Origin of the sequence: Paenibacillus sp. ClWae2A (assembly GCF_032452295.1) — a bacterium.
GTDB lineage: Bacteria > Bacillota > Bacilli > Paenibacillales > Paenibacillaceae > Paenibacillus.
In genome coordinates, this window is sequence record NZ_JAULSQ010000007.1 from 1 (window position 1) to 20,143 (window position 20,143).

Genomic DNA, 20,143 nt, shown 5'->3' on the forward strand with positions numbered 1-20,143 from the left:
GCTTCTGCTTCTGCTTCTGCTTCTGCTTCTGCTTCTGCTTCTGCTTCTGCTTCTGCTTCTGCTTCTGCTTCTGCTTCTGCTTCTGCTTCTGCTTCTGCTTCTGCTTCTGCTTCTGCTCGCAATTGTGCCTTACACTCTATTTCCAATCAACCCTTATTTTCACTGATCCGCCCTATCGCATCCTACCAGCAACGAATTAGTTTTTGTTGTTATTTCACTTCTACTTCAATGTATTTCCCCTATTTCCTAATCCCGCTTCAAACTCTTCTATCCTCATCTGACCCAGCTGTCTCCCTACTTATGCGGTGACACTTCACCACGTTCTTCCCGCTCTTTCATCTCTTTGCGTACCACCACTTCGAGCTTCTGCCGATTGGCAAGCAATCCGGGATCGTTGGGCAAGTACTCACGGGCTTTGGTGTTATGCATGAGTGCCTGCTCCCAGTTACCCAGATGAGCATAACAAAGGGATAAACGGGCATGTGGAAGCCATGTACGGCAAGCCGTAGGCACCGGGCGCAGACCCGGATCGCGGCTGCTCACGTCCACCGCCTGCATATACCAGTAGATCGCCGAGACGGGTTCCTGCCGCTCATGAAAACAGGCAGCAATGGCACAGCAGAAGTCGGCATGTGGCAGATCATACTGGAACGACTGCAGCAATGCGCCGAGCTTGCGGCCCGGCTCGCCCAGTCGTTCATAACATTCCGCCAGCCGCGCGCAGGCAATCAGGCGATCCTCGCGGTAACCGCTTGGCTGCTCCAGCAGCTTCATGTAACCGCGTACCGCCGCCGCATAACGCTGGCGGTCATAACATTCGCCTGCATAATAAAATAGCAGGCGACCTTGGGCTACGCCCTCTTCGGCGATCCATTTGCGCAGAATGCGCACGTTTCGCGCCGAATGATGTCCCGCTTCGCGGCGATGCGTGACGGCAATGTCTGCCGTAATGACCTCGCCCCGCGGGAAACTGAGCTGTTCGTGCAGCCGGCCATGCCAGCGGCACCCGGCATCCCGCTTGACCAGGCGAAGGCGTCGGTCAGTCACAAGCGGACTGCCCTCCGCCCCCTCGGCCAACGTGTAGTTCAAGATCACAGCTTCCGTCTTCCCCCCGGACGGAAGCTGCTGCTTCAACACCTCCAGCTTCGCCCGTTCCGCGGGCAGCAGCACATCATCCGCATCCAGCCACAGGATATACTCCTGCGTAGCCTTCGCGAATGACTCATTCCGCGCTGCAGCAAAGTCTTCCTTCCATTCATACGTGTAGACCTGGTTGGTATACTGCGCAGCGATGTCCATCGTGTGATCCGATGAACCGGTATCCACAATGACGATCTCGTCCGCGATGCCAACAACCGAGTCCAGACAGCGCGCCAGCGTGCGTTCCTCGTTCTTCACAATCATGCACAGACTGATGGTGATCACGTTTTGAGCCCCTTCCTGTCGTACGCGTATTACGAAATGTCATAACGATTTTTTTTCATTGGTTAGGTAATGGTACTAAGCTGCTCCAATTCCCTCCTCAAACTCACGCTTAACTTGTAACCCCAGATCATCAGTTCTACCGCTACAAGCGGCTGTTTTCACACTCTCATCTCACAAATCTCAAAGTTCAGTAAAAATACATATCATTTTCACTGTGGCTAACGAACTGAGGTGACGCTATTTGGTATATTTCAGCCACTTGGAAAATGTAACGAATCTGAGACCCGCTATTCTCGCATTATAGGCATCCATTCGTCGTTTATCGCAGCTTTCGGATGAAATAGCGTCGCTAAGATTCGTTACATTTCTCATCTCTCCAAAATTATCTAAATAAGGCGTGTGAGTTTCGTTAGAACATAGAATAGCTCTGTCGTCATACTAAACAGCAGTGTGGAATAGAGATGCTACAGCTAAGTGCTCTGATAAGTGATCTGATAAATACTCTGGGAAGCTTGCAGGGGAAACTTTCGAGACCATCCCTTTACTCTAAGCGGGGGCGCCCTAGTCTCTTTCACAACAAGAACCTCAATGATGCTCCAAAACACCCTCTTCACATTTACTCTGGCAGGCTGTTTTCACCTAGTCTGACAATTTACGTTTACATTTACGTTTACCTTTGCCTTTACAGTTACTCGCAACACAGTCGCAGTACCTTTACCTTGCAGTTACTTGCAGCACAGTTTCAGCGTCAGTATCCTTATACTTAGCTTTGGGTTTGGGTTTGGGTTTGGGTTTGGGTTTGGGTTTGCCCTTACACTTGCAGTGTCCTTGGCTCTGGCTCTAACCCTGCCCTTGCCGCTGTCCCTGTCCCTACCTTCACTGCTACCTTTCCCCACTTTCCTGACGACGAAGCCGTTTCACCTGCTCCACCGCACTGTCCAGTGCCTTCTTGCGCTGTTTCATTACACGGAGGTGCTGATGTTCCACCTCGGCAAAATGGACATGATCCAGCTCCATCCACTCCATTAGTTGATCCAAAGTCGGCGATATATGCAGTTGTGTACTCCGCCGTTTGCGGGCCACGCAACATAGATATTTATGATGAACTTCGAGTTTCAAGACTTCAAAATACGGCATCAGGGTCATCGCCAGGCTTCCCGCATAGAACGTCTGCTTGTGGTCATAGAACGGGTGATACCCATAGGGCACGGTTACAACCAGCGTCCCATCTTCTTGCAACAGCCTATAAATCTGGATCAACAACGTCTCTGGATGAGCAAAATGCTCCAGCACTTCTCCAAGCAGCACAGTATCAAAGGCCGTCCTTACTTTCCATTGCGTAATATCCAGCATTCTAAAATCTACATTATTCCGAACAGGCCTGGATTCTTTGGCAAGCTCGCCTTGTGCATACCGGATACTCTCTTCCTCCAGATCAATGCCTGTTACACGAAATCCTTCACGTGCAAGCAAAATGGACGTAATACCCTGACTACACCCGACATCCAGAATTCGTTTGCCTGTCGCCTCACGGCACATCCAGTGGATACGCGTTCTCGTCGCTTCATGAGAATCTTCCGAATTAATCTCGCCATAATAGCGTTCACTCACTCGATCATGATTCGCCATAGGTTTCTCCCGTTTTCACTCGGTGAACCGGCTGACCCAGCACCACAATATTTCCCCCGAAACATCCAGCCGTTGCATTGCGTGTATCGAAAATCAGTTTTGCATGATCCGCCATCTCCTGATAATCAAATCCCGAATGATCCGTTGTAATGATCACCAGATCAGCTCCTGTCCACAATTCCGGTACAGCAGGCCGAGACTGGAGGATCGTACCGTCATCCTTGCGGAAAACAGGCACCATTGGATCGGTGAAAACCACATCTGCGCCCGCTGCGCTCAGTAGCCGAAAAACGTCCAGCGCTGGTGATTCACGCAAGTCGTCAATGTCTTTTTTATAAGCCATACCCGCGAGTACAACACGTGCTCCCCGCACAGATACACCATTCTGCTCCAGCAGCTCCGTGGCACGCTTCGCCACTCTCTCTGGCATTTGCCGATTGGTTGCATCCGCCAGCTGAATGAATTGCAGCTCCGATCCCTGACGGTTTGCAGCCCAGGACAGATAGATCGGATCGATTGGGATACAGTGCCCGCCGATGCCGGGACCGGGATAGAATGGCATATAACCAAATGGCTTGGTTGCCGCCGCATTCAGTACTTCCCAGATGTTTACCCCCATCTGCTCACAGGCCGGAGTCAGCTCATTCACAAGGGCAATATTGACACTGCGGAATGTATTTTCGAACAGCTTTGCCGTCTCCGCTACTGTTGTTGAACTAACCGGAACAACTTCGTTCAGGAACGAGCCATAGAACTGTTTACCATAATTCAGACAGGCAGGTGTGGAGCCGCCAATAATCTTCGGAGTATTTTTCACACCATAATGCACACTACCCGGATCTACCCGCTCTGGAGAATAACAGACGTAGAACTGTTTTCCAGCTCGCCAGCCGTTTGCCGCTTCAATCGGTTGTTTCACGCGTTCCTCCGTTGTGCCCGGATAGGTCGTACTTTCCAATATAACAAGGCTGCCTTCCTGCAAATACGGAGTCATGCCATCCACCGCGGCCGAGATATACGAGATATCCGGTTGATGCTCCGCAGTCAGCGGAGTGGGCACACAGATTACAATGACATTCGCCTGTCTCACCGCTGCATAATCGGTGCTTGCCGTGAATAACCCAGCCTGCATCAGCGACTGCACAACATCATCTTCTATACCTATGACATACGAATTCCCGGCACGGAGCTTAGCTACCTTGGAAATATCGATGTCAATCCCGTGGACTTGATAACCTGCCTGTGCCATCTCTACGGCCATGGGTAAACCCACATAACCTAGACCGATGACAACAGCCTTCAGGGAGCGATCATTAATATGTTGTATTAGGATACGTTGCTGTAACTCTTCATTTCCTTCGTGCTGCTCATGCTGATGATTTTCTTCCATTCCTTCCACCTCCAAACGCTCCGCCTCCCCTCGGTGGGCGTGTCTGAAAACTCCGAACGAGTTTTGAGACAAACCCTAATCGATATAGCCGCCTGCACGCAAAAACCGGGCAATCGCTGGTTTATTCATCATGGCACTGTCCGAGCGATACTCGGAGAAGTTCACACGAGGCAGACTGCTGTACTGATCCGTCAGGCTCTTGTCCTTGTGCTCCGGCAGGATCACATAATACTGCGCATCGTATTGGTACGTACGTGGCGCTTCATAGGGCGAGATCAGCACTTCATGTAATTTCTCGCCTGGACGTATGCCCGTCACCCTATAATCGAAGGATGGACGACCTGCCTGTTCCAACATGACGGATGCAAGTTCCGTCATCTTGCAAGCTTTCATTTTCATCACAAAAGTCTCTCCGCCCACCGCCGCCTCAGCCGCCTTAAGCAGTAAGTGTATGGCTTCGGTACGTGTCAGGAAAAAACGGGTCATGCCTTTGTCCGTAATGGTCGGGCTTTTGCCTTCATCGATCTGACGACGGAACAGGGGCACGACACTGCCGCTGGTTCCAAGCACATTGCCCCCACGGATACAGACAAACCGGGTACCTTCACTTAGCCAGTTGGCACGGATCATCATTTTTTCACCTAATGCCTTTGTCATGCCGTATACGTTAATCGGATCTACCGCCTTATCGGTGGACACATCGATGACTTTGGCAACTTGCATACGTATCGCAGCCCGAATAATATTCTGCGTCCCGATCACATTGGTCTTGAATGCTTCATCCGGCTGGTCCTCGCAGACCGGAACATGCTTCAGCGCAGCCAAATGGAAGAGCACATCCACGCCTTTGCAGGCATCTTCCACTGCCCGATAATCGCGGATATCCCCAATGATGAATCGTAGACGCGGATCATGGTTGAACTCTCGCTGCATCGCAATCTGGGCGTATTCATTACGTGACAGAAGACGAATCTCAGCCGGGTCCTGCTCCAGCAGTACCTCAGTCAGCTTTTGACCCCAGGAGCCAGTTCCTCCGGTGATCAGAATCGTTTGTCCTTGAATCATGGATGAATCCCTCCCTGATCAGATCATGAATTCGCGTAGTACCTGTGCCATCTCATCCCGGCTTAACCGGTCTTTGGGCGGTACCTTTTTGGTTGAAGTATTGCTCGAATGCACGATGTTGACATAATTGCGCGGAGCAAGCAGCTCGTGCGTCAGTTCAATGACATTACCATGTGTACCTCTGCCCGGAAGCTTGACCCGGTATCCTGCTGCGTATTCGGCTGTCTGATATAAGTAGACATAGAATTGCGGAGAACGGTGAAACGCTGGGGCCATCTCGTTATTCACACTGTCCCACAGATATCCGTTCTGGTTAATCAGTGCCATCGTCTGCGGCTGTGGTTGAATATCGTAGAGCTGTTGAACAAAGGTTTTATGATACAGATCATCCGAATCCAGACGGGCAATATAGAGCTGCTCCGTACCTTTGGCAAACGCCAAAATGGCACGCACACTCTCGATATTGGTTCCAAAACGAATATTGGAAGGAAGCGGCTCCTGATCCGCCAGAATCTCCTGCATCAATTCCCCGGATTCCTTGGACAACTTCACCACTGTGAGGAAATCCTGATTCGTCTGTGCCTTCAGGCAATGCAAAGTGAACGTGCGGAAGATGCTCATCCGACGCTCCAACCACTCCCGCGTTAATCGCTGCGGGTCCATCCCGTAATTGTTAAAGTTAATCTCAATCACAACTTTCCTGGACATAACATTCCTCCTCATGGACGCTGCAAGTTCCGCTTATCGGATACAGGCTGTTTTCATAGTTTTGATGCCGTCTTCCTACGAAGACCATCTTCTATCTATCTGATCGCTTACAAGCACATCTCGCTTGTGAATCCAGCACTCTATAACGTATGAAACGTTGATAGAAGCGGTACCGACAGATGTACTAAATTTCATATAAATAGATTGATATACAACCAAAGATGGCGCCCTTTGGGTCGAACATACATATCGTTACGGTAGTCGCAACATAGAATAGAACAGTTCAATTTTCAAAGGAGGCAACCCATCGAATGAATTCGATCTATCTTGAAATGGAAGGTGTGCTTGATCAGCTCGAAGCGGCACTTCTGGAACACCGACCGCTGTCTCTTGTAAGAGTCGGTGATGGCGAGAATATCGTCATGTCTCAAGAAACCGTATGGCCCACGGAACAGGTCCTTCAGGAGCGTTGGGCCAAGAAAGCCAACTTAGGGCAAAAGGGGCTTCGTCTTCCCAACCCGAAACTCCGGGATGAAGTCGCCGCTTCCTTGCAACGAGCCGATATTGTGGGCATTCTTCCTCGTGGTGACAGCACCATTAATGCTCCCGATTATCTCAAAAGACCCCTGACCGATATGGTATTTGCACACTTTGGCATCTCTCCTCCGATGACTTGTCATGCCTGTGTCAATCGGGAACTGGCGCAGAACCCTCGTTTCTGGCAGATGCTTGCAGGCAAACGTGTGTTACTCGTTACTCGTGAGATTGAGGCACTGCGTGTCATGCTCGAACGTGATCCGTATATTCTAAACATTGTGGCTGCCCTGCCCTTCGACAGCTATGATCAAATGGATGAAACGCTGCACTGGATTCAGAATAATCAACATACCTTCGATGTCGCTCTCTTCTCCTGTGGCGTCAATGCGGTTATCCTTGCGGAGCGAACAGCTGCACTCGCAGGCAAAGTTGCCATCGACTTTGGCAAAGCCAACAACATCATTCTGAAGGGCCGTGCCAACTGATCCTGGACAGCTCCAAACTTCAGATTCGTGAGTTGTATTGAAATGTGCAGATGCTTGTACGGCAAAAACCCCCGACTTCTTGAGCCGGGGGTTTCTTGCTGAGCGCTAGTCAAAACCTATCGCTGCATTGTCTTGCATCTCTGGGGTATGAAGCGAACTCTGCCGTCAACAGAAGTGATGACGAAGCACTCTGTCTGTAATATTTCGCCTTTCACTACTAACCGGTGGCTGCAATACCGTATAACATCTCCGGCCCGGTTCTTACTGCTGTGGACACCCCCGAGATGAACGAAGTATACACACTTTCCAATGCTGGTGGTGCAGACAGATCCTGAGCTGTGAACGAATGAAATTCGGCACCTCCGTTCTGTCCAATCGTACCTTCAGCACGGTAGATGATATAGAAAGGATCATATAAAAAACCCCGCACAAGCTCCACAACAAAGGTATCTCCCAGTTCTCCCGTAACACCTACTGTCCCGTTCAACGTAATAATGGGATTCACCACACCCTGCGTCTGTAGACCAATAGTGCCGAAAGCTGTCGGGGATTCTGACAGTGACAAACCGGGCTGTCCTACGGTTGCCGAGTTCATCGAAGTTCTCATATCGAGAAACACGCCCATGAGTAACACCTCCAATGCTATGGGATAACATATCCTATGAATCTCACAACTCTTCGGATTGGATGTATAGCAGATTCCATGAACCTATTTTTATTTGTCGACTGTTAGTGGTATATTGAACTGCATAACGAAATGAACGGATCGTATGCACACAAGCGGTACAGGCTGTTCAGAAGGAGATTATTATTCATGAATAAACGCAAACGTCCAACAGGCAAAACATCGGCCTCGGCCAAGGGAAAAACATACGCAGGTTCATCTACAGCACGTTCCGGCAAGTCCAACTTCTCATCTGCCAAAACATCAGGTGTTTCCGCATCACGCAATACGGAGGAGAATAAGAAGCCAATAGCCGCGAAATCATCGGGTGCACCCAAGAAAGCTGGAGGTAACAAACCCAAAAATGCCAGCGCATCCAAACGACCAGGCAATTCCTACTATCGCAAGCAGGAACCACCACGCCAGTACAAAGTAACCGAACCGGACGAACTGTTGAACTTCCTGTTGCAGCATCTGAAATCAGGACGGAACGCGGTGAAGTCCATTCTGGGTCGTGGACAGGTATCCGTGGATCAGAAGGTCGTAACCAAATTTAATGAAGCGCTGACGCCAGGTCAGATTGTATATATTAGAAAAGAAGGTGCAGTCGCTGCTCCGTCCTTGACGGGTATTAACATTTTGCATGAAGACGATGATATCATTGTGATCCGTAAGGAAGCCGGACTGTTGTCCATTGCCGCTGACAAGACGGATGACCTGACGGCTTATCGCCAACTGACAGAGCATGTACGCCGCACGAATCCGCTCAACCGGATCTTTGTTGTACATCGTCTGGATCGGGATACGTCAGGTGTCATGATGTTTGCCAAAAGTGAAGAGGTACAGCAGAAGCTGCAAAACAACTGGAAAGAAAATGTGCAGGACCGCGTCTACGTTGCCCTTGTTGAAGGTTCAGTAGCCAAAGAAGAAGGCACCATCTCTTCCTGGCTGAAGGAAACCAAAACGCTGAAAATGTATTCCAGCTCTCGTCCGAATGATGGACAACACGCCATTACACATTACAAACGTCTGAAGTCGAACCGCGAGTTCTCCCTGCTGGAAGTGCGTCTGGAGACAGGGCGTAAAAATCAGATTCGTGTGCATATGGAAGATCTCGGACATCCGATTGCCGGTGACAGAAAATACGGTGCACGCACAAGAGACCTTGGCCGTCTCGGACTTCATGCACGTATACTCTCGTTTATCCATCCCACAACGGATGAATTGATGTCATTCGAAACGGATATTCCGAAGCCATTCCTGTATCCGTTCCGTGCAGAAACTCCACCGGCGAAATAACTGCATCGTTATATAGAATCGAATGATCGATTGATCATGCCTGAAAGGAGGAACGGACACTGAAAAACCTGTTGATCACCGGTTACCGGGCACATGAATTGCAAATTTTTGGACAGAAGCATGAAGGTATTCCTTTTATCAAAAAAGCCATCTCCTCCCGTCTCACTCCCCTTGTCGAGGATGGTCTGGAATGGGTGCTGACGCCGGGACAATACGGTGTGGACCTGTGGGCCTGCGAAGTGGTAATTGATCTGAAGAAGACGTATCCACATCTGAAGTTGTCGATCATTACTGCCTTTCAAAACCCGGAAGAGCAATGGAAAGAAGACAAGCAGGAATATTACCGTTCCATCCTCTCGGGTGTGGACTATTACGGTGCGATTAGCAATCAACCTTATATCGGGCCGTGGCAGTTCACTGCACGGGATGACCTGTTGCTGCGTAAAAGCGACGGTCTTCTGCTCGTCTATGACGAAGATGCCGGGGAAGGCAGTCCCCGTTTTGTGAAGGAAAAAGCCGTGAAGAAACAGCAGAACGAGGACTATACAATCATCAGTGTCACTTCAGAGGATATTCAATCTGTAGCTGAGGATGAGCGCATGAACGATGTAATAGACTTTGACGATTCTTCATTCTGAAAAAATGTAGATCATCTGAAGTCCATTCATGCATATCTTTCATCAGAGGGGAATCGTATTTCGAATGACGTACATATGTTTTTTTTCGAGGCAGGTTGGGTATAAGTAGTATTATAACTGCGATGATATGTCGTATGGGATAAGGGGAACTGCAACCATGACAATTACGCCAGAGCAGCGCATTCAACTGCATGGATTTAACAACCTGACCAAGTCGCTCAGCTTTAATATGTACGATATCTGTTATACCAAAACCAAAGACGAACGCGAAGCTTACATTGAATATATTGATGAACAGTATAACGCCGCCCGGTTGAGTAAAATTCTGAACAACGTCTCCGATATCATCGGAGCCCACGTTCTTAATGTTGCCCAGCAGGATTACGTGCCTCAAGGTGCGAGTGTGACGATGCTTGTCTCGGAAGGTCCGATTGTGGAGATCCCCGAAGAATCACTTGATGAATCTCCCGGCCCTCTGCCGGATAACGTCGTTATGCAGCTGGATAAAAGCCATATCACTGTGCACACCTACCCTGAATTTCATCCTAGTGAAGGTATCAGTACCTTTCGTGCGGACATTGATGTCTCCACCTGCGGTGAGATCTCACCGCTTAAGGCGCTGAATTATCTGATTCACTCCTTTGATACGGACATTATGACGATGGATTACCGGGTGCGTGGTTTTACACGGGATACAAGTGGGCGCAAGCTGTTCATTGACCATGAGATCGGCTCGATTCAGAATTATATTCCGGACGAGATCAAGAGCAGCTTTGACATGATTGACGTGAACGTCTATCAGGAGAATATTTTTCACACCAAGTGTAAACTGAGGGAATTCGATCTCGACAATTATCTATTTGGGTACACCAAAGATAAGCTCAGCAAGAAGGAACAACAGGAGATTACGGAGTGGCTGAAGCTGGAGATGGACGAGATCTATTACGGCAAAAATATTAATCATCCCTCTTAAAGAGGTTGTTCAACGCTGATCCATAAGGGCAAGGTCTAAGACAAGATTTCATGAAGGCAAGGTTCTTCTTTTCGGGGGACCTCCGGCATGTGCTTGTCTTTTTCTTTGTTACGTTGACAGTGTGCAACTTTATTTCTTATTATAGAAGTAACTGTATCAAGCTACAGTGAAGGAGACTGAGCCCGTGATCGAAACGAATACGACAAGACGTAACGAATCACTGTTACAAGCGCTTACTGCACAGCACAATGCCATTACCAATAACATTGCCAATGCAGACACGCCCAACTACAAAAAGAAAACGGTAGAGTTTCAGGAAGAGCTGAGACGGATCGTTGAGAATGGCAAAACAGATCAGCTCGCCATGAAGCGGACTCATAACAAACACTTCCCTGTCAGTGACCCAAATTCTCCCATCGTACAGTACCGAATTGTCGAGAACAACGAAACAACGATGAACAATAACAACAATAACGTTGACATTGACAAGGAAATGGCGGACCTTTCAGAGAACCAGCTCATGTATAACTACATGGTTGATCGGGTCAGTGGACACTACAAAAAAATGAAAAATTTACTGAATGACTTGAAATAATGAATGTACAAGCAGCCCGAAACGGCTGCTTTTTTTTGTTGTTTTTCCCTGAGTGTAGCTCGTTTGGTGCCATTTTTCGGTATCCTCTCCTGTTCGTAGTATAATGGGAAGAAACGAATGATTTCATATCGTATAAAAGAGGTGCAACATGTCTCCACGTCATTTAAATGGTTTTCAAGGATCCAAAGTCAGATTAGCGGCCCCATGCCCGGAAGATTGCATGCGTCTCTCCCGCTTCACAGACGATTATGAATATTTGCGCAACATGGATACTGATATCGCTATTCCGTTAACGCCGGATGAGACAGGATCCTCCTCTGTCCGCCGAGACAACGGATTTGAATTTGCATTACGTACACTGGAGGGTAACCGATTCATTGGATTCACAGCCCTCTACCGAATTGAATGGAACAATCGGTCGGCTCGTCTGGCCATTGGTATCGGCGAAGAAAATGATCGAGGTAAAGGTTATGGAAGCGACGCTCTGGCTCTAATTCTTCGCTATGGCTTCCATGAATTGAACCTGAACCGGATTGCTCTGGAAGTCATCGAATACAATGAAGCCGCTAGACGTGCGTACCTAAAAGCTGGATTCCGGGAAGAGGGTCGCCAGCGTTCAGCAGTTTTGCGGGATGGCATGCATTACGACCTGATCTCAATGAGTATCCTTGCTGAAGAATGGTCCGCACAGGCTGGGCTTCCATTGTCATTCCAGTCTACTCACACTCCTCAATCTGGGGAAATGGACGCGGGTGGTTTTTCACAACGTAATGGGAACGAACAAGCTGCGCTGTCAATGTCGGAATTAAGTTCTGTTCCAAAAGGTGAATCTGAAATTTCACCTCGCATCGGCGTAGGTGCGGTCATCCTGAATGAACGGGGCGAAGTGCTTCTCGCTTGGCGGAATCGTCAGCCCGAACAGCACACCTGGAGTATTCCTGGCGGGAAAGTCGATCCCTATGAATCATTGGAAACTGCCGTCATCCGTGAAATCAAGGAGGAAGTGAATCTGGATATCGCCATCGACAGTCTGCTCTGTACGGCGGAGACGATCCAGCCAGAGCAGAAGGAACATTGGATATCCGTGCTCTATTCCACCAAGGTGATTGGCGGCCATGCTCGTAATCTGGAAGAAGGCGGAGCCATCGGTGAGATCGGCTGGTTTCCGCTCCATGATCTGCCCTCTCCACTCGCCTGCTTTGCCGTGCCTGGGCTGGAAGCTGTGAAGAAGCTGTATAACCAGAATTAAGCTTGGAGGTGCTTGCAAGTGTTGGAGATTCCTCTTCCTCAACCTGTACCCTTCATTCTGCATGAATCGAGTTCCCAATTCGATTGGAAAGGCAGCGGCTCGCTATCACTGAAAACATTCCGTAACGGAAAAACACTCTATGAAGCGGGACGCGGTCACTTCGCAGTCAATAATGAGAACTATCTGCTTCTGAATGAGGGCCAGGAATATAGTCTTCACATTGATTCATCTACTCCAGTTGAATCCTTCTGTATCTTCTTCCCTAACGGTTATGTGGAAGAGGTCGGCCGGAATATAATTAGCAGTGATCTTCGGCTACTTGATGAGCCGTATAGCTATTCATCCTCAAACAAGATGGAGTGGGTAGAACGTACATACGCGATGGATAATCGGCTTGGCGCAGCCCTGAATCATTTGCGAAATTTCTACAGTCAAGACAGGCTGGATTCCTGGGCAATAGCGGAGCAGTTTCATCAACTTGCTGTTCACATGCTGGATCTACACCGTAACGTTCAGCAAGAGATCAACGAACTGGATATGATCAGACGTTCAACCCGAGAAGAGTTGTATCGAAGAGTGTATATCGGGCATGAGTATATCTCCGCCTACTATGATCAACCGTTAACGCTAGAACAGACTGCAGCGGCTGCACAACTATCCGTGAATCATTTTCTACGCAGTTATAAAAAGTTGTTTGGTACTTCACCCCATCGTTATCTGACTGAATGCAGACTATTGGCTGCGAAGCGGCTTTTGCTTGATTCGGACAGGTCTGTCACCAATATCTGTTATGATGTGGGCTTCGAAAGTCTCGGTTCGTTCAGTTCATTATTCACTAGACGCTTTCATAGCTCTCCTTCCCAGCTGCGGGCAAAAAGGTGATTATGAAGAAGAACCTCTGAAGAGGAACATCTATAATTAAACTATCTCATCAGATGGAGGTATTCCTTATGAATCATGCAGAACAGATGAATCAACTATTTCAGGCTGCACAGGCGGGAGATGTAGCCAATCTGCAATTATTGCTCGCTTCTCACCCGGAACTCACCAATACTGAAAATCAGGACGGGTTAACTCCGCTGGGATATGCCTCTCATTATGGACAAGCAGGAGTAGTTCGTCTTCTTCTGGAGCATGGAGCAGATGTTAACGCCCTTTCTCATTCCAAGGTTTCTTTTATTCCGTCCAATACTGCACTGCATGCCGCGCTTGCGGGAGAACGTTCACCAGAAGTTATTCGCCTTTTACTCGAACATGGAGCATCCACGAGTATTCTAGACAGCGATGGACAATATGCATTGCACTCGGCAGCATTTCATACGGATCAGATCGAACTTATCGAGATGTTACTTCAGCATGGAGCTGATCCAAACGCGCTGAACTCAGCGGGCCAGACCGCACTGGATATTTCACTTGAACGTGGCAACACGTCTACAGCTTCATGTCTGCGAGCAGCCGTGGCAGCACAGTAGCAATAATGATTAGATAACGTGAGTAATACCGCGAATAACCGTCAGGACTCTTTTTGGAGTAAAAGAGTCCTGACGGTTATTTGTTGTCCGATTACATGCTTCTATCGGTGAGAGGCTATATAAGTTGAGCTAAGAATATTTACACTTGCCACTCCGATGACAGAACAACCTTCCGATCGCTGTTATCCCCAGATTTTTTAATTCACTTTTACAAAGGTGAAAATCTGGCGATAAAGGCGAACGCTCCGCTTCTTCACGTTATTTCTGTCCTCTACGTTCTCATGTAAATACTTCGTTCAACTTCTATAGAAATCCCGATACATTATATTTTTTTAGAAAGCAAGAACCGTTTGTCGCCTTACACGGTCTAATACTCAACATATCCATGAAAGGAGGAGCCATGTGACCCCTACTCAGATCACCATCGCCGCACAAAAAGGGGATGCCAAGGCTTTTGCAGCCTTAATGGAATTACATCAGAGCCAACTGTACCGTATCGCCTATGCCTACCTGCATGACGAAGATGATGCGCTCGAAGCGATTCAGGAATCAACCTTCAGGGCATTCCATAAACTCAAAAAATTAAAAGAGCCCTCCTACTTTGGTACTTGGCTCATCCGCATTCTGCTCAACTACTGTGCGGACGAACGCAAACGCAAAAGTCGGTTCAGTCCCGTCACCGAGATCCATGAATCCAGCAGTTGGGATCGTCCTGCGGACCCCGATCTTGCTGCGGCCGTATCCACTCTTGACCGGGATTGCAAACAGATTATTATTCTGAGTTATTTCGAAGGTTTCTCCTTAACTGAAGTTGCCGATATTCTCGAAATCCCGACCGGAACTGTAAAATCCCGGTTACATCGGGCACTCGGACAGCTCCGGGATCAACTTGAAACGAAAGGAGATGCATCCTCATGACGGATGAACAAAAATCATTTGACACATTGGAAGAACGGCTGAATGCTCGCAAGACGGAATACGAAACCATGCCTGTACCGGATACTGCCTATCAGGCTGTTCAGTCCGGAATTCGCCAGGCGGCACGCAAACGCAAGTCTAGGCTGCGCTGGTATATGAGTTCCATCTCGGTAGCGGCCTTCCTCCTGCTGTTTACCGGATGTATCCGTGTCTCTCCCGCCTTTGCGTCCTTGGTGGAACAATTGCCGGGAATGGAAGGCATTGTGAGCATGATTCGCCAAGACAAAGGATTAATGATGGCGATTGATCAGTCCCTTTTACAGAAGGTCGGGGTAACCGACGAGCATGATGGGGCTTCCGTGACCGTTGAAGGCATTATCACGGACGAGTCACGCATGGTTATTTTTTACACGATGAAAGGCATGATAAATTCCGAGAAATACAATTATGACATTGATTTGCTGGATGAGAACGGAAAAAATCTTCCTGTTGCATTTAGTTACGCTTCACCTAAACCGGCTTCAGAAAGTGGTGTTTACGAGGATAAAATCGATATCTCATTCACAGAATCTTTACCGCCACAAGAACTGACCCTTGTATTTAAGAAAAGAGGTAAGGAACCGAATAATAAGTGGAAGGTTACCTTCCCCGTGGATCACAGCTTAACAAAAGACATGAAAAATACCATTCCCGTAAACCAAACTATGACTGTGGACGGGCAGCGTATTCATGTAAAACAGGCCGTTCTGTATCCCACTCGCCTTGTACTTGATATCGAATATGATCGGAACAACACAAAAAAAATCTTCGGCATTCGTGATCTGCAGTTGGTAGATGAGCAAGGCCGAGCATGGAGAACGGATTCATCTTCCATCGGAGGATCTGGAAGTTCTGTCTTTTTCGAAAGCATGTACTTCTCCACTCCGAAAAAACTGACTTTGCAAGGATCTGGCCTTTCAGTAGTGGATAAGGATGAACTGGTTATCAGCATCGATCCATCTTCAGGTGAAGTACAAGGCGGCCCATCGAGTTTGAAATTGCTTAAAAGCTCAGTCCAGGGCAAAAATCTGATCCTCGAGTTTACAATTGCAGACGCTCAAAATGCTACTTCCGGGCTATCATTTACCAATATCGAGGATAGTAAAGGAAACCCTTTCGACATTAATGAAGTAGGCTGGAGCCCTTCTGTCTTTGAAGCAAGAGTTGTCATTAAAAATGGAGCCGCAGCCAAAGGAAATCTGACAATGGAAATATTCTCTTATCCTGATCAAATTCGTGCACCGTTCTCTATTGAAATTCCTGTGACTCCCTAAATATAATGTAACAGCCATAATCGCAAGCCACATGAGTACCCATCCACTATAATGATAATATTAAACATCAACATTAAATTGATATATTCACAAGAAAGGGTGTTTCCACAATGAATCAACGTTCCATTCGTTATCCGCAGCCACTCGCTCCGGGAAATACTATCGGTGTGGCAGCTCCCTCCAGCGGTGTAGGCGAATCCCTATACCATTATCTTGAGGAGAGTAAACGCAATATGGAGCGCCTTGGTTTTGGCGTGCTGGAAAGCCCATCGCTCCGCAACAACACCAAATGTGTGAGTGCCTCCAAAGAGGAACGCGCCGAAGAGATGAATGAATTTTTCCGCAATCCAAATATTCAAGCCATTATCCCTCCATGGGGTGGAGAGTTCCTTATGGATATCCTGCCCCTGCTGGATTGGGAAGCTTTGAAAACATTACCGCCCAAATGGGTCATGGGATACTCGGATATCAGTACGTTCCTGTTCGCCTATACCCTGATCACCGGAACAGCATCAGCACATGGCACCAACTATGTTGATCTAAGATCAAACGCCCTCGATCCCGTGACTGCGCGCTGGATTGATGTGTTACAGACCAAATACGGCGGACAGATCACACAATCGTCTTCTACACATTATCAATCGGCATGGAAACCGGAATTGCCTGGATTTAACCTGGATACATCTTCGCGCTGGAAACAGCTCGGCCACTCGGAAGATGCAGATACCGCTGTGGCGTTCTCCGGTCGGCTGATCGGCGGATGCATGGATACGATCTCCAGTCTGATTGGCACGCCGTATGCACCCGTCCAATCGTATTTGGATCAGTACTGTGCAGATGAAGGAACGATCTGGTATCTGGAAAGCTGTGAGATGAACGCGGGGGATATCTACCGTCATCTGTGGCAGATGAGACAGGCTGGCTGGTTTGCAGGTGTGAAAGGTTTCATGTTCGGCCGACCTGCGGGTTATTCCGATACAGCCGATTTCAATTTTACCGATGCCCTATCCTCTGCACTTGGGGATCTGGATGTCCCTGTACTGTACGATGTGGATCTCGGCCATGTTCCGCCTCAGCTCACCTTTGTGAATGGAGCATTAGGCAAAGTCGCTTATGAAAATGGACGCGGGAGCCTTGAGATGGCGTTTGTGTAATCACCTTTTATAGGCAGATGCATACCTTGAAGTAAGAACTTATTTTGAGGGAAGGGTTGTGCATCATGTCTGAATCCACATCCACGCCATCCACGCGTGTCGTGTATCAAGCCAATCAACCGATGCTTCAATCCGTGCAAAGTGTGCGGAATATGCTTCATCATACAGCTCGGCAGCATGTAGGCAAGAAGGTACAAGTCCAGAATATCGATGGGCAAGTGTGGGAAGGTGTCATCATCAGTGCAGACCGGGGAATTTTGTATCTCCAGGTTACCCCGATGCATGGATATCCTGAACCGCGCGCCTTGTTTGGACCAACGATTTTGCCGCTTGTGCTGTATGAATTGTTGGTTATCACACTGTTGATGTAGTGGCATTGTACTTCTATATTCGAACCTGTTCCAAGAAGCTTCGCTCCTGAGATCTTCAAGTCTTGGGAACGAAGCTTTTTTATCGTCTCGGCGATGGTGCGGTATGATTCCTTGCGAGCGTGTGAAATATGATACAATGGTGTCGCACCACCCCATATCTCACATGAAACGGAGCTTGATCCGGTTGGAATACATACGTCATGATTCATCACCCGTATCACAAGCGGATAAGGGTATCATTGGCAGCAACTCTACTGAACAATCCCACGTGATTGCAATCTGTCTGCTCGCAGGCAAAATCATGCTACAAAGCGGTGGTGAAACCTACCGTGTCGAAGATACGATGAAACGTATGGCGGCTGCGCTTGGGTTACCCCATTCGCACAGTTACGTTGTTCCGACAGGTATCTTCTTCTCTGTTGATGCGACCGAACCCGCCAAGCTGATTCGCATCTCCGAACGTACGACGGATCTGGACAAAGTATCCGAGGTGAATGCGGTCTCCCGTCGCATCGGACAAGGTGAGCTATCCGCTCAGGAAGCCCATGATCTGTTGGTACAGATCGAAGGCAAGCCCTCCTCCTATTCAACGGCTGTGCAGCTTACGGCCGCAGCGTTATCCAGTGGTTGTTTTACCATTATGTTTGGCGGGGGCTGGAGCGACTTTCTTCCGGCGCTGATCTGCGGGGGCATAGGTTATGCAGCCGTTATTGCCTTTCACCGGTTGGTACGGGTCAAATTTTTTGCCGAGCTTACGGCATCCTTTGTTATTGGCTTACTCGCTTTTCTCCTGATCTATATGGGAGTGGGTCATGAACGGGACAAAATCATCATTGGTTCGGTTATGCCGCTGGTTCCGGGGCTGTTGATTACCAATGCTGTACGCGACCTGATGGCCGGACATCTCGTATCCGGATTATCCAAGGGAGCCGAGGCATTTCTGACTGCCTTTGCCATAGGTACCGGCATTGCAGTTGTATTTTCACTTTTTATGTAAGACGGAGGAATGCAGGATATGCTCCATTTTATTGAACAAGCCTTAACCAGTTTTGTCGCTTCAGCCGCGTTTGGGATCATCTTCAACGCACCACGGCGCATGCTGCTCCACGGTGGATTTGTCGGCATGATCGGCTGGATTATCTATATCGTGCTTGAATATGCAGCGGATGCGGTGCCTGCTACACTTGCAGCGACCATAGCCGTAGGTGTCATCAGTCAGCTATTCTCTCGCATGTTTCGCGCACCTGTCATCATCTTCAGCGTCGCAGGCATCATTCCTCTGGTTCCTGGTGGACTGGCGTATAATGCGATGCGAAGTTTTGTGCAAAATGACTACAGTGCCGCTATGGAGATGGCCGCCAAGGCACTCATGTTATCCGGCGCTATTGCTGTAGGCCTTGTGCTCTCTGAGGTATTAAACCAGATGATACGCCGAATTCCCGCCTCACTGCGGACAAAATCATCATCGAAATGATATTCTTTTCATATATTCAACGCACGTAAGGCCCGTTAGCATACAGGATAAAATCTTGTATACCTACGGGCCTTCCTTATCGCTTTTTATAGAACATTATAGAGCAGCAGTGCAATCAATATTCTGTTTACTTCACGAACGTATTCTTCACACGGACCGACTTTAGGAAATACGGGATAAAGATACAACATGTCAGAAGCGATCGGATTGTTAAATTAAATGCTGATGTTGGATCGAGCACATGCTGCTCCCTCGGAATCTCAATTCGTGCGATCATGATCCATGTCATGATTCCAATGAGTACATTCACAATGCACAGCACAATCATCATGCGTGGAAATTGCCTTTTTTTCTTATACAGCAGTAAGAGATTCACGATAACAATCAATAGTAACATGACGCTGCTTATGACCCCGAACCAAAGGAGCGGGCGTATTCCCTCAGTGTAAAGTTCCGAGTCGACACCACGGACACCCTCCCATCTTACCGGATCCATAATGACATTTACCTGCGACATATCCGCGATGAGAAGCACTAGTGAGACCCACAGGCCAATCTGAATTAAAATAAGCCATCCGCCTAATCCGGAGATGCCAGGCCGTTCCGGTCTGATACCACTTTTAGGCTGCAGCGAGCTTGTATCCAGTTCCGAGTTCCTATATTTATAGTTCATTTCAGCCTCCGTTTACGATAAATAAGACACATATTATACATTAGAAGCTATACTCTGTGTTATCCAAGAGAAGGAAAGAACCATCTGGACTATGGTCTCCTCTCTTGCATT

The 20,143-nt window shown here is 48.3% G+C and carries 21 protein-coding genes and 1 pseudogene; 15 read left to right on the forward strand and 7 right to left on the reverse strand.

Going from position 1 to position 20,143, the window contains the following annotated elements:
* Window positions 1-294: 294 nt before the first annotated feature.
* From QVE09_RS19740 to QVE09_RS19760, 5 genes are all read right to left on the reverse strand, one after another.
* Window positions 295-1,425, reverse strand: coding sequence for a glycosyltransferase (locus QVE09_RS19740; RefSeq protein ID WP_315938164.1), 1,131 nt, complete (start codon window positions 1,423-1,425; stop codon window positions 295-297).
* 882 nt (window positions 1,426-2,307) lie between these two features.
* Window positions 2,308-3,054 carry a class I SAM-dependent methyltransferase gene (locus QVE09_RS19745; RefSeq protein WP_315938165.1) on the reverse strand — a complete coding sequence of 249 codons (747 nt, stop codon included), beginning with the start codon at window positions 3,052-3,054 and terminating at the stop codon, window positions 2,308-2,310.
* Window positions 3,041-4,444, reverse strand: coding sequence for a nucleotide sugar dehydrogenase (locus QVE09_RS19750; protein WP_315938166.1), 1,404 nt, complete (start codon window positions 4,442-4,444; stop codon window positions 3,041-3,043). Before QVE09_RS19750 ends, QVE09_RS19745 begins: the two co-directional genes overlap by 14 nt.
* A 75-nt stretch (window positions 4,445-4,519) precedes the next feature.
* Window positions 4,520-5,509 (reverse strand): SDR family NAD(P)-dependent oxidoreductase, encoded by a 990-nt coding sequence (locus tag QVE09_RS19755; protein ID WP_315938167.1) that lies wholly within the window; start codon window positions 5,507-5,509, stop codon window positions 4,520-4,522.
* Window positions 5,510-5,527: 18 nt separating this feature from the next.
* The gene (locus QVE09_RS19760; protein WP_315938168.1) at window positions 5,528-6,217 is read right to left on the reverse strand and encodes a glycosyltransferase; all 690 of its coding nucleotides are present in this window, start codon (window positions 6,215-6,217) and stop codon (window positions 5,528-5,530) included.
* A 311-nt stretch (window positions 6,218-6,528) separates the two neighbouring features.
* Here QVE09_RS19760 and QVE09_RS19765 point away from each other — a divergent pair, with 311 nt between their 5' ends.
* Window positions 6,529-7,239, forward strand: a complete 711-nt coding sequence (locus QVE09_RS19765; protein ID WP_315938169.1) for a GT-D fold domain-containing glycosyltransferase — start codon at window positions 6,529-6,531, stop codon at window positions 7,237-7,239.
* 217 nt (window positions 7,240-7,456) lie between these two features.
* On the opposite strand, the gene QVE09_RS19770 is transcribed toward QVE09_RS19765, so the two are convergent.
* Complete coding sequence (locus QVE09_RS19770) at window positions 7,457-7,864, reverse strand: hypothetical protein (RefSeq protein ID WP_036610660.1); 408 nt, start codon at window positions 7,862-7,864, stop codon at window positions 7,457-7,459.
* A 189-nt stretch (window positions 7,865-8,053) separates the two neighbouring features.
* On the opposite strand from QVE09_RS19770, the gene QVE09_RS19775 reads away from it, so the two are divergent.
* From QVE09_RS19775 to QVE09_RS19840, 14 genes and pseudogenes are all read left to right on the forward strand, one after another.
* Entirely contained in the window at window positions 8,054-9,202 is a 1,149-nt protein-coding gene (locus tag QVE09_RS19775; protein WP_315938170.1) for an RluA family pseudouridine synthase, read from the forward strand.
* A gap of 59 nt (window positions 9,203-9,261) precedes the next feature.
* Window positions 9,262-9,840: an SLOG family protein gene (locus tag QVE09_RS19780; protein WP_036669296.1), complete on the forward strand. Its 579-nt coding sequence runs from the start codon at window positions 9,262-9,264 to the stop codon at window positions 9,838-9,840.
* 157 nt (window positions 9,841-9,997) lie between these two features.
* Window positions 9,998-10,813 (forward strand): adenosylmethionine decarboxylase, encoded by an 816-nt coding sequence (gene speD, locus QVE09_RS19785; RefSeq protein ID WP_315938171.1) that lies wholly within the window; start codon window positions 9,998-10,000, stop codon window positions 10,811-10,813.
* A 184-nt stretch (window positions 10,814-10,997) separates the two neighbouring features.
* Entirely contained in the window at window positions 10,998-11,408 is a 411-nt protein-coding gene (gene flgB, locus QVE09_RS19790) for a flagellar basal body rod protein FlgB (RefSeq protein WP_315938172.1), read from the forward strand.
* Window positions 11,409-11,556: 148 nt separating this feature from the next.
* Window positions 11,557-12,045: pseudogene (locus QVE09_RS19795) on the forward strand (GNAT family N-acetyltransferase); the annotation flags it as partial.
* 159 nt (window positions 12,046-12,204) lie between these two features.
* Window positions 12,205-12,657 (forward strand): NUDIX domain-containing protein, encoded by a 453-nt coding sequence (locus QVE09_RS19800; protein WP_315938386.1) that lies wholly within the window; start codon window positions 12,205-12,207, stop codon window positions 12,655-12,657.
* An 18-nt stretch (window positions 12,658-12,675) separates the two neighbouring features.
* A complete protein-coding gene (locus QVE09_RS19805) occupies window positions 12,676-13,539 on the forward strand; it encodes a helix-turn-helix transcriptional regulator (protein ID WP_315938173.1) in 864 nt (287 codons plus the stop codon).
* 68 nt (window positions 13,540-13,607) lie between these two features.
* On the forward strand, window positions 13,608-14,129 hold the full coding sequence (locus QVE09_RS19810) for an ankyrin repeat domain-containing protein (RefSeq protein ID WP_315938174.1): 522 nt from the start codon (window positions 13,608-13,610) through the stop codon (window positions 14,127-14,129).
* A gap of 402 nt (window positions 14,130-14,531) precedes the next feature.
* On the forward strand, window positions 14,532-15,047 hold the full coding sequence (locus tag QVE09_RS19815; protein WP_315938175.1) for an RNA polymerase sigma factor: 516 nt from the start codon (window positions 14,532-14,534) through the stop codon (window positions 15,045-15,047).
* Window positions 15,044-16,360 (forward strand): DUF4179 domain-containing protein, encoded by a 1,317-nt coding sequence (locus QVE09_RS19820; protein ID WP_315938176.1) that lies wholly within the window; start codon window positions 15,044-15,046, stop codon window positions 16,358-16,360. The genes QVE09_RS19815 and QVE09_RS19820 overlap by 4 nt, the downstream gene beginning before the upstream one ends.
* A 110-nt stretch (window positions 16,361-16,470) precedes the next feature.
* Window positions 16,471-17,514 (forward strand): S66 family peptidase, encoded by a 1,044-nt coding sequence (locus tag QVE09_RS19825; protein ID WP_315938177.1) that lies wholly within the window; start codon window positions 16,471-16,473, stop codon window positions 17,512-17,514.
* Between the two features lie 65 nt (window positions 17,515-17,579).
* On the forward strand, window positions 17,580-17,885 hold the full coding sequence (locus tag QVE09_RS19830) for a hypothetical protein (RefSeq protein WP_047842070.1): 306 nt from the start codon (window positions 17,580-17,582) through the stop codon (window positions 17,883-17,885).
* Between the two features lie 301 nt (window positions 17,886-18,186).
* The gene (locus QVE09_RS19835) at window positions 18,187-18,882 is read left to right on the forward strand and encodes a threonine/serine exporter family protein (RefSeq protein WP_397387074.1); all 696 of its coding nucleotides are present in this window, start codon (window positions 18,187-18,189) and stop codon (window positions 18,880-18,882) included.
* Between the two features lie 18 nt (window positions 18,883-18,900).
* Window positions 18,901-19,359 carry a threonine/serine exporter family protein gene (locus QVE09_RS19840; RefSeq protein WP_315938179.1) on the forward strand — a complete coding sequence of 153 codons (459 nt, stop codon included), beginning with the start codon at window positions 18,901-18,903 and terminating at the stop codon, window positions 19,357-19,359.
* Window positions 19,360-19,486: 127 nt separating this feature from the next.
* Here the strand turns inward: QVE09_RS19840 and QVE09_RS19845 are convergent, their stop codons facing one another.
* Entirely contained in the window at window positions 19,487-20,032 is a 546-nt protein-coding gene (locus QVE09_RS19845; protein WP_315938180.1) for a DUF2569 domain-containing protein, read from the reverse strand.
* Between the last annotated feature and the right edge of the window lie 111 nt (window positions 20,033-20,143).

Excerpts from the sequence above, each read along its gene's own strand:
- QVE09_RS19745 (WP_315938165.1), bottom strand. The coding sequence starts at position 3,054 with ATGGCGAATCATGATCGAGTGAGTGAACGCTATTATGGCGAGATTAAT.
- QVE09_RS19750 (WP_315938166.1), bottom strand. The coding sequence starts at position 4,444 with ATGGAAGAAAATCATCAGCATGAGCAGCACGAAGGAAATGAAGAGTTA.
- QVE09_RS19755 (WP_315938167.1), bottom strand. The coding sequence starts at position 5,509 with ATGATTCAAGGACAAACGATTCTGATCACCGGAGGAACTGGCTCCTGG.
- QVE09_RS19760 (WP_315938168.1), bottom strand. The coding sequence starts at position 6,217 with ATGTCCAGGAAAGTTGTGATTGAGATTAACTTTAACAATTACGGGATG.
- QVE09_RS19765 (WP_315938169.1), top strand. The coding sequence starts at position 6,529 with ATGAATTCGATCTATCTTGAAATGGAAGGTGTGCTTGATCAGCTCGAA.
- QVE09_RS19770 (WP_036610660.1), bottom strand. The coding sequence starts at position 7,864 with ATGGGCGTGTTTCTCGATATGAGAACTTCGATGAACTCGGCAACCGTA.
- QVE09_RS19775 (WP_315938170.1), top strand. The coding sequence starts at position 8,054 with ATGAATAAACGCAAACGTCCAACAGGCAAAACATCGGCCTCGGCCAAG.
- speD (WP_315938171.1), top strand. The coding sequence starts at position 9,998 with ATGACAATTACGCCAGAGCAGCGCATTCAACTGCATGGATTTAACAAC.
- QVE09_RS19800 (WP_315938386.1), top strand. The coding sequence starts at position 12,205 with ATGTCGGAATTAAGTTCTGTTCCAAAAGGTGAATCTGAAATTTCACCT.
- QVE09_RS19810 (WP_315938174.1), top strand. The coding sequence starts at position 13,608 with ATGAATCATGCAGAACAGATGAATCAACTATTTCAGGCTGCACAGGCG.
- QVE09_RS19820 (WP_315938176.1), top strand. The coding sequence starts at position 15,044 with ATGACGGATGAACAAAAATCATTTGACACATTGGAAGAACGGCTGAAT.
- QVE09_RS19825 (WP_315938177.1), top strand. The coding sequence starts at position 16,471 with ATGAATCAACGTTCCATTCGTTATCCGCAGCCACTCGCTCCGGGAAAT.
- QVE09_RS19830 (WP_047842070.1), top strand. The coding sequence starts at position 17,580 with ATGTCTGAATCCACATCCACGCCATCCACGCGTGTCGTGTATCAAGCC.
- QVE09_RS19835 (WP_397387074.1), top strand. The coding sequence starts at position 18,187 with ATGCTACAAAGCGGTGGTGAAACCTACCGTGTCGAAGATACGATGAAA.
- QVE09_RS19840 (WP_315938179.1), top strand. The coding sequence starts at position 18,901 with ATGCTCCATTTTATTGAACAAGCCTTAACCAGTTTTGTCGCTTCAGCC.
- QVE09_RS19845 (WP_315938180.1), bottom strand. The coding sequence starts at position 20,032 with ATGAACTATAAATATAGGAACTCGGAACTGGATACAAGCTCGCTGCAG.